At 60.0% G+C, this 23,409-nt stretch carries 19 protein-coding genes and 1 pseudogene; 7 read left to right on the forward strand and 13 right to left on the reverse strand.

Annotated features, from left to right (window positions below):
* Nucleotides 1-292 precede the first annotated feature (292 nt).
* A complete protein-coding gene (locus tag JQ611_RS02300; RefSeq protein ID WP_212464413.1) occupies nt 293-583 on the reverse strand; it encodes a DUF1330 domain-containing protein in 291 nt (96 codons plus the stop codon).
* A gap of 479 nt (nt 584-1,062) precedes the next feature.
* Nucleotides 1,063-1,542, reverse strand: coding sequence for a hypothetical protein (locus JQ611_RS41530; protein ID WP_249132869.1), 480 nt, complete (start codon nt 1,540-1,542; stop codon nt 1,063-1,065).
* An 890-nt stretch (nt 1,543-2,432) separates the two neighbouring features.
* Between JQ611_RS41530 and JQ611_RS02310 the strand changes: the two genes are divergently transcribed.
* The 4 genes from JQ611_RS02310 to JQ611_RS02325 all read left to right on the forward strand — a co-directional run bounded on the left by JQ611_RS02310 (nt 2,433) and on the right by JQ611_RS02325 (nt 5,063).
* Entirely contained in the window at nt 2,433-2,672 is a 240-nt protein-coding gene (locus tag JQ611_RS02310) for a hypothetical protein (protein ID WP_212039292.1), read from the forward strand.
* Between the two features lie 135 nt (nt 2,673-2,807).
* Nucleotides 2,808-3,257, forward strand: coding sequence for a hypothetical protein (locus tag JQ611_RS02315; RefSeq protein WP_212269660.1), 450 nt, complete (start codon nt 2,808-2,810; stop codon nt 3,255-3,257).
* Nucleotides 3,258-3,324: 67 nt separating this feature from the next.
* On the forward strand, nt 3,325-3,558 hold the full coding sequence (locus JQ611_RS02320; protein ID WP_212388501.1) for a hypothetical protein: 234 nt from the start codon (nt 3,325-3,327) through the stop codon (nt 3,556-3,558).
* A gap of 815 nt (nt 3,559-4,373) precedes the next feature.
* The gene (locus JQ611_RS02325; protein ID WP_249132870.1) at nt 4,374-5,063 is read left to right on the forward strand and encodes an ion channel; all 690 of its coding nucleotides are present in this window, start codon (nt 4,374-4,376) and stop codon (nt 5,061-5,063) included.
* Between the two features lie 1,253 nt (nt 5,064-6,316).
* Here the strand turns inward: JQ611_RS02325 and JQ611_RS02330 are convergent.
* From JQ611_RS02330 to JQ611_RS02345, 3 genes and pseudogenes are all read right to left on the reverse strand, one after another.
* Nucleotides 6,317-7,075 carry an outer membrane protein gene (locus JQ611_RS02330; RefSeq protein ID WP_212269662.1) on the reverse strand — a complete coding sequence of 253 codons (759 nt, stop codon included), beginning with the start codon at nt 7,073-7,075 and terminating at the stop codon, nt 6,317-6,319.
* Between the two features lie 565 nt (nt 7,076-7,640).
* Nucleotides 7,641-7,988 (reverse strand): annotated as a pseudogene (locus tag JQ611_RS02340) (CoA-transferase); the annotation flags it as partial.
* Between the two features lie 1,548 nt (nt 7,989-9,536).
* Entirely contained in the window at nt 9,537-9,779 is a 243-nt protein-coding gene (locus JQ611_RS02345; protein ID WP_212388503.1) for a hypothetical protein, read from the reverse strand.
* Nucleotides 9,780-10,264: 485 nt separating this feature from the next.
* On the opposite strand from JQ611_RS02345, the gene JQ611_RS02350 reads away from it, so the two are divergent.
* On the forward strand, nt 10,265-10,468 hold the full coding sequence (locus JQ611_RS02350; protein WP_192738421.1) for a cold-shock protein: 204 nt from the start codon (nt 10,265-10,267) through the stop codon (nt 10,466-10,468).
* 15 nt (nt 10,469-10,483) lie between these two features.
* On the opposite strand, the gene JQ611_RS02355 is transcribed toward JQ611_RS02350, so the two are convergent.
* The 6 genes from JQ611_RS02355 to JQ611_RS02380 form a co-directional block, all read right to left on the reverse strand.
* A complete protein-coding gene (locus JQ611_RS02355) occupies nt 10,484-10,666 on the reverse strand; it encodes a hypothetical protein (RefSeq protein WP_212388506.1) in 183 nt (60 codons plus the stop codon).
* Nucleotides 10,667-10,836: 170 nt separating this feature from the next.
* Nucleotides 10,837-12,723, reverse strand: a complete 1,887-nt coding sequence (locus JQ611_RS02360) for an adenylate/guanylate cyclase domain-containing protein (protein ID WP_212464414.1) — start codon at nt 12,721-12,723, stop codon at nt 10,837-10,839.
* A 394-nt stretch (nt 12,724-13,117) separates the two neighbouring features.
* Nucleotides 13,118-14,953 (reverse strand): adenylate/guanylate cyclase domain-containing protein, encoded by a 1,836-nt coding sequence (locus JQ611_RS02365; protein ID WP_249132872.1) that lies wholly within the window; start codon nt 14,951-14,953, stop codon nt 13,118-13,120.
* Between the two features lie 34 nt (nt 14,954-14,987).
* Nucleotides 14,988-15,959 (reverse strand): ABC transporter substrate-binding protein, encoded by a 972-nt coding sequence (locus JQ611_RS02370; RefSeq protein WP_212464415.1) that lies wholly within the window; start codon nt 15,957-15,959, stop codon nt 14,988-14,990.
* Between the two features lie 142 nt (nt 15,960-16,101).
* Nucleotides 16,102-16,962, reverse strand: a complete 861-nt coding sequence (locus tag JQ611_RS02375; protein WP_212464416.1) for a tetratricopeptide repeat protein — start codon at nt 16,960-16,962, stop codon at nt 16,102-16,104.
* A 44-nt stretch (nt 16,963-17,006) separates the two neighbouring features.
* Nucleotides 17,007-17,699, reverse strand: a complete 693-nt coding sequence (locus JQ611_RS02380; RefSeq protein ID WP_312010960.1) for a FecR family protein — start codon at nt 17,697-17,699, stop codon at nt 17,007-17,009.
* 438 nt (nt 17,700-18,137) lie between these two features.
* Between JQ611_RS02380 and JQ611_RS02385 the strand changes: the two genes are divergently transcribed.
* Nucleotides 18,138-20,915, forward strand: coding sequence for a VCBS domain-containing protein (locus JQ611_RS02385; protein WP_212464417.1), 2,778 nt, complete (start codon nt 18,138-18,140; stop codon nt 20,913-20,915).
* A gap of 185 nt (nt 20,916-21,100) precedes the next feature.
* On the opposite strand, the gene JQ611_RS02390 is transcribed toward JQ611_RS02385, so the two are convergent.
* Entirely contained in the window at nt 21,101-21,259 is a 159-nt protein-coding gene (locus tag JQ611_RS02390) for a hypothetical protein (protein ID WP_212264765.1), read from the reverse strand.
* A 311-nt stretch (nt 21,260-21,570) separates the two neighbouring features.
* Here JQ611_RS02390 and JQ611_RS02395 point away from each other — a divergent pair, with 311 nt between their 5' ends.
* Nucleotides 21,571-21,771 (forward strand): hypothetical protein, encoded by a 201-nt coding sequence (locus tag JQ611_RS02395; RefSeq protein ID WP_212464418.1) that lies wholly within the window; start codon nt 21,571-21,573, stop codon nt 21,769-21,771.
* 186 nt (nt 21,772-21,957) lie between these two features.
* Here the strand turns inward: JQ611_RS02395 and JQ611_RS02400 are convergent, their stop codons facing one another.
* On the reverse strand, nt 21,958-23,247 hold the full coding sequence (locus JQ611_RS02400; protein ID WP_249132873.1) for an ABC transporter substrate-binding protein: 1,290 nt from the start codon (nt 23,245-23,247) through the stop codon (nt 21,958-21,960).
* Nucleotides 23,248-23,409: the final 162 nt, after the last annotated feature.

Genomic DNA, 23,409 nt, shown 5'->3' on the forward strand with positions numbered 1-23,409 from the left:
ACGTCCACCGCATCCCCGCCCCTCGTCATGACGACGGCCGACGCCCCTCTGAGTGGGACGGGATGGCTATTGATGTGCAGGTGATTTGGGGTGGAAGGGAAGTGAAATATTTTTGATTTTCGGAAATTTTGGACTTGACACGATTTCCGCAAACCAGAAGTGATTTGCCCGACGGGCTAGATGTAGTGGGCCCGTAGCCCGGATGAGCGGAGCGATATCCGGGTCCGCCTCGCACGGATCCCGCATATCGCTTCGCTCATGCGGGCTACCCGATCACGGCGAATGCGCGCACCTAGGTGCAGCCATCGACAAGCACCAGTTTGCTCGTGGTCGTAGCGTGGCGCACCTCGAACAGGCCCCGAATGTCGGGGTCGCCCAGAAAGGCTTCCGCCTTTGCGCGTTCCGGAAATTCGCGGATGACCATGCGTTCGGGCTTCCAATCCCCTTCGACGGTCGTCGGTTGAACCCCTTGAACGAGGTACTTTCCGGAATGCCTCGCGATAAACGCAGGGATTTCCGCTATGTACTTTCTGAAACCACCGTAGTCGTTCACCGAGAAATCGAGTACCAAATAGGCTTTCATTTCCGACCTCACACCAACATCAGCAACCCGGCCCGGATGAGCAAGCCAACATCCGGGTTTTGTTTTTCACGGCTCCCGCATATCGCTAAGCTCATGCGGGCTACTCGCTTGCTGCGACATTCGAGCGTTTGACGGGGCCGACAAGCGTTAGATCGAGCACACGCCTGGTATGTTCACTGGTATGATGCGCAAGTGCTGCCCTGCCACCGCACACACCTGCGGACAGCCCGGCGGGTCTGGCGGACGGTCGTCCGTGCCACGCATACGCCGCCGACTCTCGTTCTACCTGGCCCGCAGCCGACGGCAACTCGCGTTACCATATCGTCTACCTGGGGAGGCGGCGCAGGTGTCATGGCTTGTACAGATGTTGCAACGAACAAGGCGAAGCCGGCCATAGCGATCAATCTGAACATTGTTGTTCTCCCTTAGGTCCATGAATATACCGAGGCGGCTTTGGGCCGCCCCTGCGTTCCGGAAACTCATTGGCAGACGTGCATGAGGCCGTCATCGAGCTTGACCATGGTACCGGGCGTGCAGCTGATCGCGTTGCGGGCTGCGTAGTCAGACCATCCGCTGTAGCCATACCAGGGGCCACCCGCGTAATAGGCGCCCACTGCATAGTGAGGTCGGGGGCTTATTGGGCCGCTCGCGGCGTAGCCGCCCACGTAGGCTGCGCGGGCTCCCCGAACCGTCTCATTGTAATATGGACGGCCCGCGTAGTATCCGGCACCGACCGCTGCTGCGGTGCCGACAGCTGCAGCAGTGCCGATTGCAGCGCGCCTGTACTGCCGTCGTGCAACGCCGGCAACGCTAACGGGAGTTAGCGGGCGACCGACGCGTGCTTCAGCGCTCTCGATTGATAGCGCGATGCCGCTCTGCGCTGACCAGCCGAGCGAAAACAGCGCCGCAAACGCAAATGCGGGAGCACTAACAGCAATGTTTTTCGCGATCCGTTTCATGGTCTTCTCCATTGTGCATGGAACACGATAGCAAATGCATATCGTTGCGTTTCGGAGCGCCCGATCTTGATTCAGATCAAAGGTATTGGAACGGCAATGACTTCGGATTTTCCGTCAATCAGCGTCAATTGCCCGTGGGGACATTGACCATTGGGACAATAGTCCGGGCGGCGCGTTTGTCGTAAACATGTGACAATGATTTCTCCCTCAGGCAGGGGACCAATGACTGATCAGTTGGAGTTTGACCTGCGCGCTACGCTATGCAGGCGGCTCGCCGAGCGAGAACCGGAACATCGAATTCTTTGGATGGCCGAGGCCGAGAACTGGTCCCGGCTGTCGAAACAGAGAAGCCGCGGCGCTGCCGAAGAACAACCGATCCCCGCATCACGGCGAGTTGGCGGGAGAAGTCGGACCCGACTTCTTGATTCCCGGCGTAGTTGAATCGTGCAATCGGAGATCCCGACGTTCCCGGCGATATCGCACGCCAGTTGTACGATCCTCGCGCACCGCAGTCCGATCGCTACCGAACTGAAGCACGGCGGGGAAATCTTGATCCAGAACACCGCACCCCATCCGGGCTCGTTGCTCGCGGATATCTGACCATCCCTGCCTTGGTGATGTTGGCTGTCATAAGGGTGGCGCGCCGCGCGGATGAACTGGCAACGGCAACGGCGGTGATCTTTGAGGTATTGCGCATGAGCTTGCTGGCGAGCGGCGATGCGGGAGCGCGCGAGAAGCGAGGATGGCCCCAAGTAGCCGCCACACACAACATTCGCACACTTGATCTATATCAAGCCGGCCGAATGGACCGTGGTCAGTCTTGCAGCGGCACTGGCTGCGCCTTGAGAGGGCTGCATCGAAGCTGGTGCGTCAGACTCAGGGAGAACACCATGAAACTCTCGATCACCTTGTCGGCATTGCTGATTGCCGGCCTCATGGCTGCAACGACAAAACCGGCCAGCGCCGTCATATACTGCCAATACGTCGACTATCCAGCAGGCTGCACCGTAAGGGCCGGCGTCGTGCTGCGCCCGCGGCCGGTCGCGCGTGCGGTGGCGACGCCTGGCGTCGGCCGTGTCGGGACACCCACCAACCGCGGCGGCCCGGTGGATCGCGTTGGCCGGCGCTGATCGGACCTTTCCTGCCGCAACAGCACCTCGTTACGTCGCGGATTGCTCGACGCCGAGGTGAAGGCGGCTCTTGCCAGCACACGACCGCACCCGAATCGGCCTCGAGCCGGGCGCAGCGCCGTGGCGGAGTAGCTTATGCCCCTGGCGCGATATTTCCTTTATGTCGGCGGAGTATTGCTCACTCTGGTGTTCATTCTGGACGCATGCCTGACCAGACTGCCGGTCATGCAGAGTTCACACATCGACGCGCCCGTTATCCGCATTCATTCCGACCGAAAATGGCCGGAGCGCATCGTCTTCGACACCAGCCTTCCGACGATCGTTCCCGCACAGGCTGCGATAGCGGAACACGGCATCGCCAGTCCTGCGCCGGTCACCGACGTTTCTTTAAAGGAGCGGGAACGCGAGGCATTTGCGTTGATGCAGCCATCCGACGCGAAGCGGATACAACCGTCCGACCCGGGAAAGCGAGAACTGAGGCAGCAACGGCCACGCAAAATCGTGAAGCGGCACGCGCCGCCCCGCTCGCTCCTCGTCGCGCGGCAGCCGCAATTCGGTTGGTTTGGCAACACCACCATCTGGTGACGGCAGCCGCAATCTTGTCGTGGGCTCGTACCTTATCCAGAGCGGTTTCTCGACGAAGGAGGTGCTCATGCGCTGGATCTACCTCGGCATCATTATTCTGTTCGCCGCAGCGACGATCATTTTCGCGCTGCAGAATTTCGAGATCATCACAATGTCGGTGTTTGGCTTCGATGCTCGCGTACCGCTCGCGGTTTTGGTCGCTGTCGTCTACCTTCTGGGCGCAGCGACGGGCGGCAGCCTCTTCGCGCTGCTGCGCCGATCCTACCAAGGTTCAAGACGCAGGGTGGTGGGCGCGCCATAACGACGCTGTCGGTTCACTACCGACCATCCCTGGTCGGGTGCGACACGCTCGGGGCCGGTCGCAACCGTTCCCTTGCTGCGGAGCGGCGGGCTTCTTGCTCGTCGTGAGTGGGTACATACTGGAAGCAGGTTACTTTTCGATCCGAAATCGGACCGTCTTGCTCTTCTTGTCCGCAGATTCTTCGACAATCTCAAAATTCCCTACTGACGCGCGCCTTAGACGTGCCGCACGTGACGCGCGATCGACGATGAAACGTACCGATACGTTCCGGAAAACGATCCGCCACTCGCTTTGATTTCCCGCAACGGCACGTGTCGAAATGACATTGGGTATGGCCGCGCGGCGCCAACGCACTTAAACTCGATTCCGCTGCACTGAATCGTTTTGTTGCAAGTCGCCTTTACCTCGTTGATTGGCGTATCGTTGTACCCTGGTGGCAGCTGGTACTCCAGGACGCTGTCCAGCGTATCGGTACAGCTTTCGATTGGCTTGAATCGGAAATTGACGGCTACAGTTGTTCCTAGAGGCCCTGGAGCGAATACGGACAAATCGTGCTGGGTGATCGGCAGCACGTAACGCCCTGCCAAGAAGACCGGTTGGGCTATTGAGGACGTGGAGGACACGACAATTGTCAAGGTTGCCCAAACGATCACATGCATTCTAAGCCCCACGGAGAATTCACGCGTACGGTATGCCCACCGGCTCGGTGGAGCAACGGCTGCTTTCGCTCGTTGATCTAGATCAATAAGGCGAACAGGGATTGCATGCGCAATGGGCACTGGCGAGATCGGAGCCGCGCGATGGGGCAGCGAAGGATGATTCTGGATCCTGTCGGCGACTTGCGCCAGTTGCGCAACGAACGGAGTGACTGGCTGCTGACGGTGCTGACTGGTGTGCTCATACTGCTGATATTCGTCTTCGCGCCACTGCAGGCAGTTGGTATTACCACCTTTCATCTATTTGCTGTCGGCCTGTCACTCGCGATCATCGGAAGCATGGTGATCATTTCCAACAGTCCCACAGCGCTCGTTCTGATGTCGGTTGCGCTTGTCGCCAATATCGCCGTATTTTTCCTGCGGCTCTATTACCCCGTTCCCTTCCACCTTCACATACTGGCTGGCGCATGGTTGATCATCGCCTGCACTCTAGGGATCGTGGTCACTCAGGCCGTATTCAGGCGTGGCCGTGTAACATATCACAGAATTATCGGAGCGATCCTTCTGTACCTGCTGATCGCAGTAGCCTTTGCAACGCTCTTTGCTTTCGTCGGCCTGTCGGATCCGGGGGCGATCAAGGGAATAACATTTGACGACGATCAATCACTCGCGAGCGCGGTCTTCTATATGAGCTTTGTTACGCTGACCTCGACAGGTTACGGCGACATCATTCCAGTGCATCCGTTGGCGCGTAGTCTATGCAACATCGAGAGCGTCGTTGGTCAACTTTATCCGGCAACACTCTTGGCAAGGCTTGTTACTCTCGAGATGAGCGATCCCGGCCAGTAAGCAGAGCCACAGAGGCCGACCACGCCTTGGCCGGCTACAAGCTGCGGTTTTGGATGATGGGATAGCGTTTGGAGAGGTTCGCCGAGCCAGGTGATTTGCGTCTATTGATCTATGTCAACGGCAGGAGGTTTGGTGGGCATGGCTAGTTAAAGCCATGGAGTTCGCTATGAAAGAAAGGAATGAAGGCGTTACGATCTCGATACCCACTGCCGCTGCTCGTCAAGCAGATGAGCCGATCCGCCGCTCTTCCTGCGCGCTCATCAGGTACTATGTCGCAAAGTACAGCGTGCCTGCTGCCGAGGCGTGGGCTCGCAGCAGGGGCGCGACTGAGGCAGAAATTCAGACTGCTCGGCGTTGTATTAATCCTCAACAGACCGTCCGTCTTGGCCAGGCAGCCGCATAGCAAACAATGAGGAAAGTCGGTAGCCTCATTGGTCATTTCGTCAGTTTCGGGCCAAATGCACGAGGTGCGGACGCTACAAACATGGCAAATCAATCGTTCAAAGTAGCAGTAGTGTGGCGACGCAGAGGATCAGAATTGCCTGCCAGCCGGCCTTGACGGTTCGATTTGTCTTGCGAGAAGATCCGATACCAATTCTTGCCGGCGGGTGGTTGTCGTTGGCGGGAGGCCTGCCCGCTTGAAGCAGTGCATCAGGAGTCCGAGGCGACCGACACATAGGCATGACGATGTCCTCCCGCGAGCATTCCGCTTTGGAGTCTTGCCGTGAACCAACCCCACGCCGATCCAGGGTGCGGTGATACAAATCAATTGGTAAGCAGCACTGATCAACTGTGTCGGGGTGGTTGTTACCAGGCATGATGAGCCGCCAACCAGTTGTACGGCGGCAACCTCCCGCTTTTTCACTTGGGGAGGCAGACCGTCCTAAGCGTCTCGTCAGAGCTTCGGGCCTTCGCGTACTCTATTAATGCCTGCCGCGCCGCGTCGCACCGTTCTGCGCTGTTAAATTCCTGTGTCGCAACAACGGCGCCGTTCGCAACGCCAAGCCAACTAACGATGATTAGAACCTGGGGCATAATATCCTCCTCACCGGGACAATGGGCTGCCGACGACCGACAGCTGATGGGTTATCCGGGTAGGACGCATCGTTGATGCGTCCGGCGCGTTGATCTGGGTCAAGCGCCGTTAACGGCCTTTTGTGGACCTCGCCAGGCAGCAGCAGCACCCATTCGCACTCAAAAAAAAAGCCCCGGCACGGTGCCGGGGCCAAGGCTTGCTGAAGACAAGCCCCTGATCAGTAGCGGGCCGCGACCGGCGCCCCGTAGCCGCCGAAGCGGTAGTTGATGCGCAGGGTGACCATGTCCACGTCCTGACTGATCCGGTTGAGTGCACCGGCAACAATCGGATTGGCGACCGAGAACGAATTGTTCGCGTCGCCCATGAACAGATGGTTGTACTCGACACCGAACGACCAGTTTGGTGTGAAGCCGTACTCCAGTCCAACACCGATGGTGCCGCCCCAGCGGGTCGCGCTAGCTGAGGCCAGTTCAGCGCCGGTAAGGGTACTGAGGATGCTAAAGCGGTTGCTCGTCACTGCCGCGCCGCCCTTTACGTACAGCAGTGCTGCGTTCCAAGCGTAGCCGATCTGGCCGGTAAAGAGGCCAATACCATCGGTCGAGGTACGAGTGGAGAACAGAGGATTGAGGACGCTGACGCGCTGGTTGCTGAGATCCGCCCAATCGCCCTGAGCTTCCAGGCCAAACACCCACTGATTGGCTTGCCAGCGATAACCGATCTGGCCGCCGATCAGGCCCCCGGAGCGCTCGCGGCAGCCGTCGGCGAAGACGACGCCTGCGACATCAACGAAATCCCAACAATTGCGGCTCTGGCCCCAGCCGCCATTGGCGCCGATGTAAAAGCCGGTCCAGTCGTAAATCGGAACGATGACCGGCGCGGGTGGCCGTGCCTTGACGGCCATATCCGCAGCGGATGCAGGGGCGGCCACGCCGAGTAATGCTACGAGACCAACGGAAGCCAACAGAAAATTCTTCATTTTTTCTCTCTCCATTTCCGTCGGCTTCTAATTTGTCCCCGCCAACGGTGGTTTGCTGCATTGATTCCAACTTGCACGTGAATCCTACGTACGTTGGGCCTAAGTGCCCGTGCCAAAATGGCAACACTCAAGGGCAATTGGCGCGCGGCACCTGACAGATTTTCGACGGGATTTCGTCGCAATTCATGTCGTGTGTTGATCATCGTGCATACTGCAAACGACAGGAGAGTTCTGCTGGAGCTTGCGGTCATTCGATCTTCCCTGACTGCGTGTCAGGCGTTTGCGACGCGTCGCCGCTGTCTTGCTCCCGTCCTTCGTCAAGCCAGGACGGAATGCTTCCCGACGCGATAGCGCGTCTCGGCAAATGGGGAATGATCGTTCCGGCAGTCACGACCAAACCCTCGTCGAACTTGGCACGTGCGAAGCTCTTAGCTTCCATTTCGGTCTCGAATGTCTCCGTCGACCGAGACCGCCGGTTTCGGACCGCTGTACCTTTCCATGGGATTTCGAACGTCACATACCAAGCATGCTTCTTCATCTGGTGATTCCGACGAATCTGCCACCAAGCCTTCTCGAGGACAGCGCTTTTGCCGTCGACCTCGATCTTTCGTTTGCCCTCCTCGACCATGGCCGACGCCCGTCGGCGTTAGAGCGCCTCCCAGGCCACAGCCGCCAGCCCGAATGCGTTCCACGAAGGCGAACAGTTTTCATTGCCGATGATGGAGAGCTCTGACTTTCTTTGCCTGACCAGTTCGTCCGGCAGGCGTTTCGGCGTCCTCACCCCCATGAACCCACTGACCATCGCGGTCGCGCCGTTAGGTATCCTCAGTGCAGGCGCGTGACCGAGGGTAGAGCGGAGCCGGCATGAGGCTTTGATCTGTATCAAGGCTTCCGCGTTGGGATTCGACGCCATTGCAGGCATCGTCGCTTATTGGTCGTTGCGGCGTTCTACGCCGATCGACGACAGCATATCGTCCCACAGCTTGTGCACCTGCTCGTGGCGGCTCTGGACGGCGGAAGGTGTGACAGCGCCCGGGATACCGTTTCGAGCGTCAGTCGAGGCCGGGACTGCCCGAACAAGATGCATCGCAATCCGTTACGAACGCTGATCATCTTCCGAGTTGCTGCCAAACTCGCTACGAGCAAGTACGCCTCCGAGCGTTTGGCGGCACCTATCACGGGGTCATTGTTTAGCTGGTAAAGTGAACCCAACACCGGATTGAAGCGGGCATCGAGCATTCGCAGTTTGAGGTTTGCTTCTCGCCCATCGGCGCGCGTCGCCCAGTTGATCCAGCACCAGTCCTACCGAGTCAGGCTTGTGGCGGAGAACGAAGCTCAGGAATTTGCTGAGTTGGGTGGGATTAGAAGACATGGCGACGGGATATATCAAGCTGCCCGGATGAGCCAATGGTCGGCGCAGCGACGTTGATCTAGGGCTCCGCGAAATCAGCGCGCCGTTCCCGCATACTGCTGAACGCGCGGACCAATGTCGAACTCATCCGCTATTCGTCGAAGAGAGCTTCGGTACGGTTCTGCCAAATCCCGTCCCGACGGATGGAACGCAGGCAGGCTGGCGCTGACAGCCAAGATGCCGGACGGATGGATCGCTGGGTGCGAGTCTGCGGCTGATCCCTTTGGAGCTAGTCGAGAAACGGGCATTACTGCGGCGCATGAGTCCGGTTGTGGCGGCACCTTTGAGACGTGCCCGCCTATCCTGAGAATGTCCGTTCACCGGGGTAGACCGGAAGTCGCCGTGGTCCGGTCAAACGACGCGAATGACCCATACCGGACCTCGCAACACCTTAGGCGAAGTCGAGCCTGACGATGATCACTCTCAGATTGATCTTGACCCATGTCAAATAGCGGAGTGGGTGGCATCTAATCTGCGACACATGTGCCGTGCCCCGGGCCCCGATTTTCGGCGGATTTTGGAAATGTCCAGGGGTTAGGCTAGTGGAGCTTATGCTTAACCTTTGTCGGGAGCTTTTCCGAGAGCCAACCGCGCATTTGATTTGGCTCGATAGACCGCTCGGGTTTGCATCTCCTGGCAGAAACGCGATGCCCCTTCCTGTAGAGATCGCCCGCCACCTTCTTAGCATCGTGCTCGTCACGGCATTCAATCGTCAGCCCGCCATACCTTATTACCCACTTAGCCGATGGCTTAGGTGTAGCCGATGGCTCGGGGGCATCGCGGTCACCCCGCCCAATCAATCTCGCAAACTCAGCATCAGCTTCTTCTCGCGACAGCCGAATGAGCTCACGATCATCCCTAGTCGCGGGACCGCGCTTCAGCCGGTCCCACACCATCCAAGTCCCGGCTAAAACGCCCCTTCTTAGGAGGTAACGCTCCATAGCACGCTCTAAAGTGGCCCGTTTATCTCCACGACCCGCGACACCGACTATGACTGGTCCAATCCGCTGATCAGCAAGACGGCCAAAAGCTTTCGGACATGATCCTTCTTCATCGATGGCACGGGGTGGTCTGGCTGGAAGGTGCGGGCTGCTCCTCCTGCTTCCACCGCGCCGCAAGCTGCTTGATCTGCTCGAAATCGAGGGTCGACTGTGCCAGGGCGCCTTTTCGGACGATTATCGCCGCCGCATCGCGCTCTTCGGGGGGCAACATCATCCCTCGCGCCACTGCGGAACGAAGTTTCATGATGCCGTGATTGGCCAGGGCAACAAGCTCTTCCGGGTCTAAGGCCATTTTCCATGCCTACCCTTAGGCTGGCCGTAAGCCAGCACACGCGCACCGGGTGCTCCAATTTCTAGGGTAGATTAGCGTTGGTTAATCTCAAGCTGCCCATTTGTATGGCACCACAATGGACGTGATCGGCCAGATGTTTGAGCACGCCTGTAAGCTCGGGCTGGCTTTCGCGCGCTGGAACTCTCCACCTTTGCCGTCACGCAGCAGGCCAAGATGCTGCGGGACTTCAAGGTCCTCTACTACAAGCGCCGGCACGACGAGAGGCAGCCGTCATGAAGCGCCGGCGCCGATCGATCAGGAAGCGCAACCGGCGGCGGCTGGCCTCGCACGCGCGAAGGCTCAGACGGTAATGATCTCGTAACGCCTAGGGCAAGGCCGTCGCAAAATCGTCATAGCGCCCGCTTTTTGCCACCAACGTGCCACCAGCTTGGCCAACGAATCGCGCGTGTTTGAATCCCACGTTTTCATTAGCGGGAGATACTGAAGTGGCGATAGGGACAGTGAAGTGGTTCAATGCAACCAAAGGGTACGGGTTTATCCAACCCGACGGCGGCGGCAAGGATGTTTTCGTCCACATTTCAGCTGTTGAGAAAGCCGGCCTGAGCAGCCTCAATGAGGGTGCCAAGGTGAGCTATGAAGAAATGAGCAACCGGGGCAAAACGTCCGCGGAAAATCTAAGAGTCGGGTGAATCAAGCCCGCTGGTTCACAACGGCGGGCTTTGTTCTGGCGAATTTTGCGCAGACCCACGTGATTGACGGCTGCGTGCGCTATGTTCGGTCATTGCTTTCACCGCCTCGTTTTCGTCGGCGCAAAAAGCAATGCTCTGCCTATCCGCAAACACGAGCCATTGATGATGGCCAACTTCCGTGATGACGTATTCGGTCATTCCGGCCCCCATAAGCGAGTAGTTACATCTTAGGACAGCAGCCTTGCTGTTTTGTTAACCAAGATCCATCACGATCCTCGCGACCTTCTGGTGGTCACGCTTGAGTTAAGGCCGTCGCTCAGCCAACCCAGCGGCGGCAGGCGGCCTCCGCCAATACGGCGCATGGAATGCTACTTCAAGCCAGCCTTCCGCAGCCCTTCCACCAACGACGCTGTGGCTTCGAGCAGGGTCTCGGTTTGATACTGGTCGTCCTTATAGTATTCAGTGATCTTGTTAAGGTCGTATTTCTGCTTGCTGAACGACGTCTTCCTGAATGTCTCGAGCGCCTTTTTGGCGTCTGCATCTCTGTTTGTCAGAGCGTAGGCCGCGATCAACCACGCTTGGCTGAACCAAAGGTTCGGCCGCACGTTCACCGATTCTTCGAGCGCCTCGATCGCCCTGGCATAGTCACCAACGACAAAATAGGCGCGCCCCTTGACCCAACGGAAAACCCCGAATGAAGGATCCTTCGGGCTGAGCTGAGCGGCCTGTTCGGAAAGCGGAATGGCTTCAGCAGGCTTTCCGACGAAGACCATCTCATTGGCGGCTTGGGCATAGGCTTTGGCGAGATTTGGGTTGAGCCTGATCGCCTCGTTGAACGAGTCCAGTGACGCCTTGTGATTGCCGCGCAACCGATTGACGAACCCGAGCGCGTAATGCGCGAGTGTGGTATTCGGATCAAGCTTTATCGCCCTATTGGCGGCATCCTCTGCACGATCGACCTCAGGCTTGCCCGCACCATTCCAGGAATTGAGCACGTCCGAAGACAAAACGTTGGCAAGCAGACCCCAGAGTCGCGCGTTGTCCGGGTCAGCCTTGAGGCCTGCCTCCGCATGCTGTCGCGTTTCGAGCGATTTTTGCGGTGTTGGATAACCGGTATTTGCAGCCATTGCCTTCATCCTTTCATCCAGAGGGTTGCCGTCCGCTGCAAGTGTGCCGACCTCGTGTCGAACGCCCTGTTGCACCATCTCGTCATTCAGCGAGGCGGCAATTCGCAACAACATGCTGTCCTGCAGATCAAGCAGGCTACCGGTTTCGCGCTCGAAGCGATTGGCCCAAAGATTGGTGCCGCTTCTGGTGTCGATCAGTTGCGCATTCACTTGGACCATCGGCCCCGCGCGCCGGACACTACCTTCAAGCGCGTAGCGAACCTTGAGCTCCCGACCTATCTGGCGGGGGTCCGTTGACTTGCCCTTGTATGCGAACGCGGTACCGGAGGCGATCACCCAGGCACGCCGCAACCGCGAAAGCTCGGTCGTCAGGTCGTCAGTGATCGCGTCGGCCAAATACTCATCGGCCGTGTTTCCGTCGACGTTCTTGAACGGTAATACAACGATCGTATTGGTACGGCCCGCCGCCTGATTTTGCTCCCGAAACACCAGAAACGAGGCGACGGAAGCGACGGCCAAAGCCACGATGCTGATGGTCGCAATCAACTTAACCCAGTTCGCAACAAGCAACGTAGCAAACGTCTCATGAATCCGTTCGTACGCGACCTGGTAAGCGTGAATTGGATACGGAATGTTCTTCACGTTGCGAGCCCCGCGGTACGCGAAAAAGAACTCGGGCTGAGCGCGTGTCTGGTCATAGATGCTCTGGCTAACGCATACTGTCCCAGGCAAAGCCAGGGCCTCCAGCCGTGCCGCGATATTGACGCTGTTTCCATAGATGTCGCGATGATCGACGAGAACGTCGCCCGTGTTGATTCCGATCCGCAGCTGCATTTTCTCCGCATCGCCAGACTGGCGCTCGGCAAGTCCGCGCTGGATATCGAGGGCGCAACGTACCGCGTCGACCGCGCTCCAAAACTCGACCAATAATCCGTCGCCCATGCTGCGCACGAGACGGCCCCCGTGCTTCTTGACTGTTGGAGCGATCAGTTCGCTAACATAAGTGGAAAAACGCGCATGCGTTTCATCCTCACTGCGGCTCATCATGCGGCTATAGCTGACGACGTCGGCCAGCATCACAGCCATCAATCGCCGCTTCTGCCGCGCCGCAACCAGATCGATTCCCATCGGTGCGGTCTCCTTCGATCGGCAAAAGCCTCTCGGGTAGAGCCAGTCCGTTATTCGAAAGCTACCTTCGCAGAGCAGTTAGCCTGACCGCTTTTGTAAATGCACAGCGGATATCACCACGCCGTGCGCTGAAATGGGCATACAAAATAAACATTCCTCAGCTTGCCGTCGCAAGGAGATCACACATCGGAAAACCCTGCACCGGGGCTGCCTTCCAACCGCGTCTATATGTATATGCGCATCAATAATGCTGGAACAGTATGAAAGGCGTCACTACTCAGCAGGACAGCATCACTGTCATTTTTTCTCGCGTGAACAGCACAAGCTCGCCACGAATTCTGTGTCAAACCAACAACAGAGCATCGTCTTTCATGAGGCGGCGCCAAGATCGAATTCATCTCCCATCGGTCGAAGAGAGCTCCGGTACGGTTCTGCCAAATCCCGTCCCGACGGATGGAACGCAGGCAGGCTGGCGCTGACAGCCAAGATGCCGGACGGATGGATCGCTGCGAACGACGGCGAACACCTCGACAGCATGATCGTAACCCTTGATCAGCTGCTTTCCGATCGAGGCCAGCGGGATGCGATCCCTCACCTGTTCGGTGACAACGGGGTCGACCAGTATCTCGGCGTCGTCAGCCAGACTGCAAAGCCGTGATGCCAGATTGACGACGTTTCCGATCGCCGTGTAGTCGACACGCCCGTGATAGCCGAGGGTACCGACGGTCGCGGGTCCCATCGCGATGCCCACGCCGAAGCCTACGGTGCAACCACCGGCGGACCAGTTGTTGGCAAGGGATTGCACCGCCGTCTGCATGTCGATCGCAAGCCTGATGCCGCAATGCGCCGGGTCCTCGCACCTGACCGGCGCGTTGACCAGAACCATCACGCCGTCACCGGCGAAGCGTATCAGGGTGGCGGCATGGCGTGCGGTGACCGCGCCAATGGCTTCGTAATATTCTCTCAGCACGGCCAGAATTGCCTCGGGCTCGGCACGGGCGGAAAACGCGGTGAAGCCGCGCAGATCGCCGAAAATCGCAACCACGTCACGGCGCTGTCCATCCAGCAGACGCGGATCGGAGTGTTCCACCAGTTCGGCGACCTGTGGGGCAAGGAATTGCTTCAGGCGATTGATGCGCTCGGATTTCTGCTGTGATGCCCCGAGCTCCTCCGCCATCTGGTTGAACCGGACTGCCAATTGCTCCAGTTCGTCGCGGCTTTCGATTGCGATGCGATGATCGAGCTGTCCCATTCCGATCCGTTCAGCGCCCTCCTCGAGCTTCCGGATCGGCACCCACATGCGGGATGCACGCCAATAGGCGAGCACAAGCGCAAAAACGGTTCCGATGGCGATGAACATCAGGGAACGCCACAGCGTCGCGCGCATGGATTCAAACGCCTCCACGATCGGCTGCTGGGCAATCACGGTCCACCCCACATTCGCGGCAGGTACCGAGAGCGCGATGAAATCTCTCCCGTCATCGCCTGTGGTGACGACCGCCGATCCGTTCGCAGCTGACACAACCGATTTGAGCCGGCTGAACTCGCCTGACCCGGCGCCACTGCGCAGCACCAGGCTGATGTCCGGGTGAGCAATCAGGCGTCCTCCGTCATCGACGACAAGGGCGTGGCCGGTGTTGCCGATCTTGATCGCCGCGATGACATCCCAGATCAGTTTCAAATTGATGTCGGCAACGACAATTCCGGCGGCCGCGCGGTTTCCCGCGACGGCGATCCGCATGTAGGGCTCTGAATCGCGCTGATATCGCACAGGACCGTACCAGACCCGGTTCGCGCGCGCTCCCACCACCGCGGGATCACTAGACATGTCCGTACCTCGACCGGTCCGGTTCAGACTCATCCTGGATACGAACACGCGTTCGGTGCCGGCCGGGTCAACCAGCGACACCGAAACGATCGCCGGCACCTGCTGCAGCAGCCGCAGCCCGTCGACCCTGCGCCGGTCGTCCTCGCCCTGGGTCCAGGGAAACTGCACGAGCCAGCCGAGCTGATCGCGTATGCCATCGGTAAAGGTCTGGATCCGGTCGGCTGCAGCGCGCGCCTCGATCTGAAGCACTTCATTGAGATGAAGACGATGGTCGCGAAAGGCGAACCAGGCTTCGATCACGGAGCCAAGTGTGAGCGGCACCACCACTGCGACAAACAGTGTGATGAAGTATTTGACGAACAGGGAGCGGCGCGGCCGGGTCACGCTGGCGGGGCCCGGCAACTGGAGCTCCAAGTCACGATGAGATGTGCCGGCCTCATTCGATCACCTTGTTGGCGCGAAACAGGATGGAGGATTTGTCCAGGTCGATGCCGAGTTGCTCAGCCGTCCTGAGATTGACGACCAGCTCGAATTTGGTCGGTTGCACAACGGGAAGCGTGGCGGGGCTTTCGCCGCGCAGGATCCGGTCGGCGTAGGTCGCAAGCGCGAAATAGGTCGCGCGCTGGTTCGCGCCATAGCTGATAAGCCCGCCCGCGTCGCAATACTCGCTCCATCCGAACATCGAAGGCAGCCGATGCTTGATGGCGAACTGGGCGATCTTGGCGCGGTGCACCAGCGTGAGAACATCCGGAAAAACAAGCAACCCATCCGGATGCGCGTCGCCCACCAGTCCAAGCGCGTGGTCCAGCTCGTTCGCGCCGGCAAAGGGCACATAAAGCAGCGTGATGCCGAGCTGACGGGCGGCGTCCTGGGTCGCGCGCCACTCCGACTGTTCTCCCGGATGAAGACTGTTCGAAAGTACCGCCAGGGTGCGCAGGCTCGGAAAGATTTCCTTCAGCAGTTCAACCCGCTTCCCCGCCACATCAAGCGACAGGAAGGTCGAGCCGGTGAAATTGCCGCCCGGTTCCCCGAGACTCTTGACGAGGCCGAGCGCCACCGGGTCGCCGCTCAGGGCAAACAGGACCGGAACATCCGTTACCTCCGTCAGCGCGCGGGTCGCGGGGCCGCTCGACACGGCAAGGTCGACGTTGCCGCGGCGAACGTTCGATACCACCTCGCGCAGCGCCTGCGGATTGCCGGGCGCATAGTGCAATTCCAGGGCAACGTTCTTGCCCTCGACATAGCCGCGCGCGCGCAATCCTTCGCGGAACCCGTCGAGGAACGGGTCGGGCTGGGACCCGGTGGAAACCCAGAAAATGCGATAGACCCTTGTTGGATCATGAGCCAGTGCGGCGACCGGCCAAGCCATCGCGGCACCGACAAGCGTTATGAAATCTCTTCGTTTCATGCTGGCCACCATGGCCCAATCCGGCTTTCCAAGCTTCGAGCCGGCATTCAGATGAGCTGCAGATAATCTTTATTTTTCCCTTTTTTGGGCAGCTCGGGGCGCCGAGATGCGTCCTCGGCCCAAGGTTCCAGCTGCGACGTCCCTACTCCACCCCATAGCGCGTGAAGTGATCGCCGATGCCGGCCTGGATGGTCCTGGCCGCCGAGATATCGCTATCGCTGCCGGCCTTGTCGCCCTTCCTGAGCTTGGCAAGCCCGCGCCCATAGAGCGCGCTCGCCAGCTTCGGCTCGGTTCGCAGCGCAGAATCATAATCATCGATCGCCGCGTCGAGCTGGCCCATCTTCAGATGGACCAGCCCACGCGAGTCGTACGTTTCGGCATTGTTCGGTCCCGACTGAAGCGCCTTGTTGCAGTCCGCCAGCGCGGTTTCCAACGCCCCGAGGACAGCACGTGTCCAGCACCGCCCGCTCCATCCGGCTGCCAGATCGGGCTGAAGGCGAACCGCCTCGTCATAGTCCCGCGCCGCGCGGTCGTACGCCTGCTTCTTCAGGTAGATTCCCGCACGGTTGGCGAAGGCTCTGCCGTAGTTGGGATTGAGCTTGATCGCCTGATCGAGAGATTGGATGGCGAGGTCGTATTCGCCTTTTTTCAGGTAAATTACACCCCGGTTGTTGAACGGCTTGGCATCGCCGGGATTGAGCTTGATCGCGGCATCGAAATTAGGGATGGCGCGGTCGTAGTCGCTCCTTGAGGCATAGGCATTGCCACGATTGTTATAGGCAACAGCCAGGGCTGCCGTCGTGAGTTGACCCGATCCGATAAGCGCCGTGCAAGCATTGATCCGACGCTCGAGCGACGCGCGATGCGAACCGTTGCACAATTCGAGATTCCCGAGATAGCCATCCGGCTTCGGGTTCTGTGCCGCCGCCGGTGATCCGAACAGCAGCAAGGCGAGGATCGGCGCCAGGCCGAGGACAATGCGCCCGCTTGCGCTGGATTCCATGTCAGGCTTCCGATTTTGGAACGAGAGATCGGCGGTCGACCGCCCTAGCACCCCCGACAGATTTTCAGATTTGATCCGGGAGACGTTGGTTCGGATGGCGCCGCCGCCGGTCTCCCCGGCTTTCGCGTGACCTTGCTCTTGCCCTCTTCAATGAGGGTGGAAAACTTGAATGTCCCATCGTCCGACATTTCGACGTGTGGCGTGGTGCCGCGAATCCCCATTGTCGCGACGGGGGTATCGACCTTCATATCGCCGGTCTTCGCGACCTGGCCGGCAACAAAGGTGAAGGTTCCCTTGGTCAGACTGAGCAAGGTCTTGTTGGACTTCCCGTTTGGGTCATAGACGAACTCGCTCAAGGCCATGCGCGCGTTGCTCGACAGATTGAATGCTGTGCCATCCGTAAAAGTAATGCCGACCCGGCCGTCGGCGCCGGTCGCGACCACATCGCCCTCATAGACGACATCACCAACCTTCGCCTGCGCGGCTTGAGCGTCGGCACGAACCTGAATGACGGTCGCACCGGCACGTTCGATGGTGACCGAACCTGTCGCGACAACGACTTTTCCAATCGGTTTGGACGCGACATCCTGAACCGCGGGCGTCGCAGAACCGCGTTGCGCCTGGGCCGGGCCCGGGAAAGATCCGGCGATCGCCAGAGCGAAGCCTGTCAGCAAAACCGCAATCTTATGGTTGCACATGATCGGCCCTTCCCGAGCAAATCTCGTTCGCGCGGCCACACCGGTTCCTTGAACCGCCGGCCAGGGCAAAATGGATGCGATTGGATATTATGCCGGACCGGCCGCTTCGCGCCACCTCCCCCAAAAGGAGTACCCCTTTTGCGTCGCCGGCTTTGTGAAGACTTTCATAATCTCTCCCACTGGATTGGGCTATTTTGGCACAGGAGATTTCGACGGTCAGTCTTTGGCTGACCGCGCCAAATGTTTTGACCTGAATGCAACAGGCAGCGGCAGGCCGGGACGGAACTCATGTTCACAGGGTCCCACGCCGAAACCGGGGACGATCGTAACGCGGCAGCGGAGCGGCTTCCCCGCGTCATCGGCAATGTTCGGACGGAAGCCCGTAGCGGCCCCCTCGGCCGGGGGGCAAAGAGCGATTGTCCCCAAGCCAACAGACCATTTCCTGCCATTACTGGCCGCACGCACGCCCGGTTCGGCATGCTGTGGCTCACAGCGCTGACCTTCTCCACGATGAACGAAGCCGGAGCCGCGGACCCGAATGTCGTTTTCCTGGACGACGGCAGCATAACCTACAAGGATATGGAGCACGGAAGCTTCGAGCTTGTGACCAAGGAGCCCATCCCGCGGCACTTCTTCGTTGAGGATCCCGGCGAAACAATCGTCCTGCGCGCCGAAGGATCCTCGATCAATATCAGCCGGGTGACAAATTCCTCCTCGCGAATGGCGGAGTTGCAGGCAGCCCAGCAGGAAGCGCTCGCCACCCTTGCGAAAGGCATGGAGTCAACGGGGTCGAGCACACCTCCTTTGGTCGATCGGCTGCCGGTGCAACCGATCAATTTTATCGAGACTGACGTCCTCTCCCCAGCGGGAGATTCGCTCCTGCCGCTGCCGGTGCCCAACTTCCCGGTCACCGAAATTATTACCGCAGCCATCCCGCCTGTCCCGCCGACGCTGAACGCCGTGGCAGGGCCGACCGAAATCGACACCTCGGCGTTTGACACCTTCACTGCGACGAGCGGCACTTTCGTCGCCAGCACTACCAACGGCGACACACTGACTTACGGCATCAGCGGCGGGACCGCCGGCAGCACGGTACTGGATGGGGAGACATTCGATGTCTCGCAGCAGGGCCCCTACGGCACGCTTTACGTCGACAGCACGACCGGCGATTACACTTTCGTTCCGGACAGTCACGCGATCAATGCACTGACGGAGCCGACGACCACGAGCTTCACCGTCACGGTGTCTGACGGCACGCTCGCAGCCAGCCAGACCTTCACGATAGCCATCAACGGCGCCAACGACGCGGCCATCATTTCCGGTGCCGCGACCGGTTCAACGGTCGAGGCCAGCGGCGTCGCCAACCGCGCGCTGGGCATGCCGACCGTGACCGGCGCGCTCACGAACACCGACGTTGACAATCCACACGATACCTTCACGGCGATCGAGACGCCCACTGCGAGCGCGGGCGGTTACGGCAACTTCGCCATAACGGCGAATGGCGTGTGGACCTACACGCTCGACGAGACCAACAGCGCGGTGCAGGCGCTCAATGTCGGCGGCACACTGACCGACACCTTCACCGTGACCACCGTCGACGGCACCGCCAAATTGGTCACGGTCACCATCCAGGGCGCCAACGACGCGGCCGTCATTTCCGGCGCCACGGCCGGCGCGGTGATCGAGGCGGACAGCGCCGAGCACGGCACGCCGGGAGCGACCGGCACGCTTACGGACACCGATGTCGACAACACGCCGAACAGCTTCACGCCGGTTGACTCGCCGACCGCGAGCGCGGGCGGCCATGGCAGCTACACGTTGACGGCGGACGGCGTGTGGACCTACGCACTCGACGATTGCGACCACGCGGTGCAGGCACTCAACATCGGGGACACGCTGACCGATACCTTCACCGTGACCACCATCGACGGCACAGCGCAGGTGGTGACGGTCGCCATCCAGGGAACGAACGACGCGGCCATCATCTACGGCACCACAACCGGGTCGGTGACCGAGGCTGGTCACCATGAATACGGCAAGGCGACCGCGTGCGGCACACTCACCGACACCGACATCGACAATACGCCCAATACCTTTACGGCCGTCAGCGCGCCGACTGTGAGCGCGGGCGGCTATGGCACCTTCACCATGACGGCGGATGGCAAGTGGACCTACACGGTCGACGACAACAACGGTGCGGTGCAGGCGCTCAATAGCTGCGACACGCTCTGCGACAGCTTCACGGTCACCACCGTCGACGGTACCGCCCAGGTGGTGAAGGTCACCATCCAGGGCGCCAACGACCCGGCCGTCATTTCCGGTAGCACAGCCGGTAGCGTGATCGAGGCTGCTTGTCATGAATACGGCCAGCCGGTCGCGTGCGGCACGCTCACCGACACCGACGTTGACAATACGCCCAATACCTTCGCGCCGGTTTGCTGGCCGGAGGCGAGCGCGGGCGGCTACGGCACCTTCACCATGACGGCGGCCGGCGTGTGGACCTACGCGCTCGACAACTCAAACTGCACCGTGCAGGCGCTCAATAGCTGCGACACCCTTTGCGACAGCTTTACGGTCACAACCATCGACGGCACCGCCCAGGTGGTGAAGGTCACCATCCAGGGTACCAACGACCCGGCCGTCATCTACGGCACCACCGCCGGATGTGTGGTCGAGGCTGGTTGTGATGATCATGGTGACCCGGTCGCGTGCGGCACGCTCACGAGCACCGACGTCGACAATACGCCCAATACCTTCACGCCGGTTTGCTTGCCGGAGGCGAGCGCGGGCGGCTATGGCAGCTTTACCATGACGGCGGCCGGCGTGTGGACCTACACGCTCGACAACGCCAACTGCACCGTGGACGCGCTCAATAGCTGCGACACCCTTTGCGACAGCTTCACGGTCACAACCATCGACGGCACAGCCCAGGTGGTCAAGATCACCATCCAGGGCGCCAACGACGGTTTCGATTTCAAGGCGTCGGCCGCCGGCGACTCGTTCCAGTTCAACGACGAGATTTCCGGCTTTGGCGGTTCAAACGTCATCGATCCCCTTGATGTGGACTTTGCCCAGGCTGCAATCAGCCAAAGCGAAGATGCCGCAGGAATCAACGGACCGCTGGCGACGTCGGCGGGAGCACAAATGCTTGCGCAATCGCTGTCAGGAAATCCCGCTGATGACAATTTCGGTTTCGCTCTGGAGCCGTTGGCGAGCGTCACCGCTTTTCATGCGCCGCACGACCTGATGGTGTGATGGCTTCCGAAACCGTGGCGTCAAGTCGTGCCGGAGATGCCGGCGATTCCCATCGAGGCGCGAGATAAACAGTCAGCAAACACGGATCCCGTATATCGCTGCGCTGATGCAGGCTGCTTGCTGCGCGCCTTCCGAAGAAACCAGGCTTCTCCGAAAGGCGCTGCAGGACTTTTACTTGATGGCTTTTACTTGGTGACCTTGTCGACCACCGCATCGATGCCCATGCGGATCGCGGTGCCGGTGGCGAAGGCAACCACGACGACCGGGATCCAGATGAATCCGCCCGAGACGGAGTCGAGTTCGGCAGCATTCAGTTCGCGCGCTTCAGTGTTCAGCTTTGTCATATCAGTCTCTCCCGTTGTCGGTGGAAGGACTGTCCCCGCCACTCGTAAGAGATCGATAGTCCGCGGCGCGCCAGGCCGCTGTGTCGGACATCACACTCAAGTCGGTGCGTGGAACGGGTGTAGAGCGCGGCCCGATCAAACCGGAATCCGTGATGCTGTCGCACCATCTTGATCCCGCGCAGGCCTTGGCCGCCACCGAAGGGCGCAACCTGTTTTGGCGCAAACGCCACAGAATCGTGAAGCCGCTACGGATTGCGGCGGCTCGGCCCGCGCATTACCTCGCATAATACGGTTTGCCTGGAGCAAATGTAATGCGCGCTGTTTTGGCCTTGGGCCTTTTGATCGCCCTCTGTGCTTCTGCCAACGCCGCAAAGGTGCAGCACTCCAAATCGCATGCGGGCCAGTCGCGCTCGGCCCAACCTGTTGCTGCCACCAAGGGCTATGCCGTTCCCGGTTGGACCGACGCACAGACGCGGTATTGGATGGACAGCTTTCACGGCGGAACGGATTGACGCCGAGCGGTACTATATTTTTTCCGGCCGGCGTCAGTGCCAAAGTTTCCACCCATGCTGCAGTCCGTAGGACGGGTGGAGCGACAAGCGTTCGCCGAACGCGCGTCGCGCCCGGGTTTTGCAAATCTCTCGCCTGACGGAGGGCGCGGGGAATGCCGGGCGCCCGCAACCCAAAAGCCGACTTGACTATCCGCGCATCACCGCATTGGCCTTCTCGGCGGCGGCGGTCATGGCAATCTTCGCCGATTTCGCTCCCGAGACGACTTCATTCACGCCGATCATGAAGGCGTCCATGATGGGTCTCGATTGCGGATGGAAAAGTATAGCCTTCGCGCGGTCGACATCGGCATTTTGCAAGTTGGTCAGCGCCGCTGCGGCGGCCTGCGGGCCGAACGCCTTCTTGAAGCCCTCGCTCGACCAGGCCGACAGGCGTGTCGTCGCGAGCCCCGCCGCTGCGGTCTGCAGCGAGGTCGCCTTGCTTGTCGCCCACTGCAGGAACAGGAAAGCTGCCCGCTTGTTTCGCGATTTGGAATTGATGCACGCCTGCCAGTGCGACATGAAGGGAACGGATGCGTGCCCGGCTGCATGCGGAAAAGCTGCAAACTCAGCCTGCCTCGTCACGCGACTCTTGGCCGGGTTGGAGATGTCGGTCGCAAAGTTGCTGCTGTCGATGGCCATTGCCGTCCTTCCCTGCAGGAAGTCGTCCAATACGTGGTACCATTCATAGCTGCCGACGCCGACCGGCCCGGCCTGGCTGAGCAGCTGTCCGAACATCTCGACGGCCGCGATCGCCTCCGGGCTCGCGAACGCGGCCTTCTTGTCCTTGACCATGTGCCCACCGTAAGAGAACACGAAGCTCATGGCCGGCACGGACGAATTGCCGCCGGCCTGCGCCCGCATGGCAATCCCGGACATCTCGTTGGTCTTGAGCGTCTTGGCGCCGGCAAGCAGTTCTTCGAAAGTCTGGGGAACCGGCAGGTTCTTGGCTGCCCGCGCATCGCCGTTGAGGAACAAGGTCACCGCCTCGGAGGTGATCGGGACGGCGTAACGTTCGCGGTCCGCCCACAGCGGAAAGGCGCGGGCGGTCTTGAGAAGGTCGCTCTCGTCGTACCAGCCGAGATCAGTCAGCGACTTGTCGGAATAATAGCCGTTCAGCGGCTCGAGCCATCCTGCCGCGATGCCCTGGCCATAGGTCGTCCACATGAAGACGTCGGGGGTGCTGCTGCCACGGTTGAGCTGTATCGGCAGTGCGCCCAGATACGCGGTCTCCAACCGGAAGTCGGTAGCGACGATGATACCGGTGAGCTTGGTGAAGTCCCACAAAAGCGGAGTGATCGCGTTCGACCAGGGATGGATTGCGCCCGCGAGCGTGATCGTCTGCCCCGCAAATTGCTTCCAATCAATCGCAGCCCTGGCATAGCTCGCGGCGCCATCCTCCGCAAAACCCCACCGCGGCAGCATGGCGAGGGCCGGCAATGTCGCCCCCGCCGCGCCCAATCCTTTGACGAAGGTCCGCCGGCTGGCCGAGCTTGGACTGCTCGGAAACTTTTCACCTGTAGCCAAGTGGTTTGGAGCCAAATGGTTTGGAGACATGTGGTTTGGAGCCATGTGGTTGCTCCTGCCGGGGGATCTGCCTTC

The sequence above is a fragment of the Bradyrhizobium sp. AUGA SZCCT0182 genome, assembly GCF_018130185.1.
Lineage (GTDB): Bacteria > Pseudomonadota > Alphaproteobacteria > Rhizobiales > Xanthobacteraceae > Bradyrhizobium.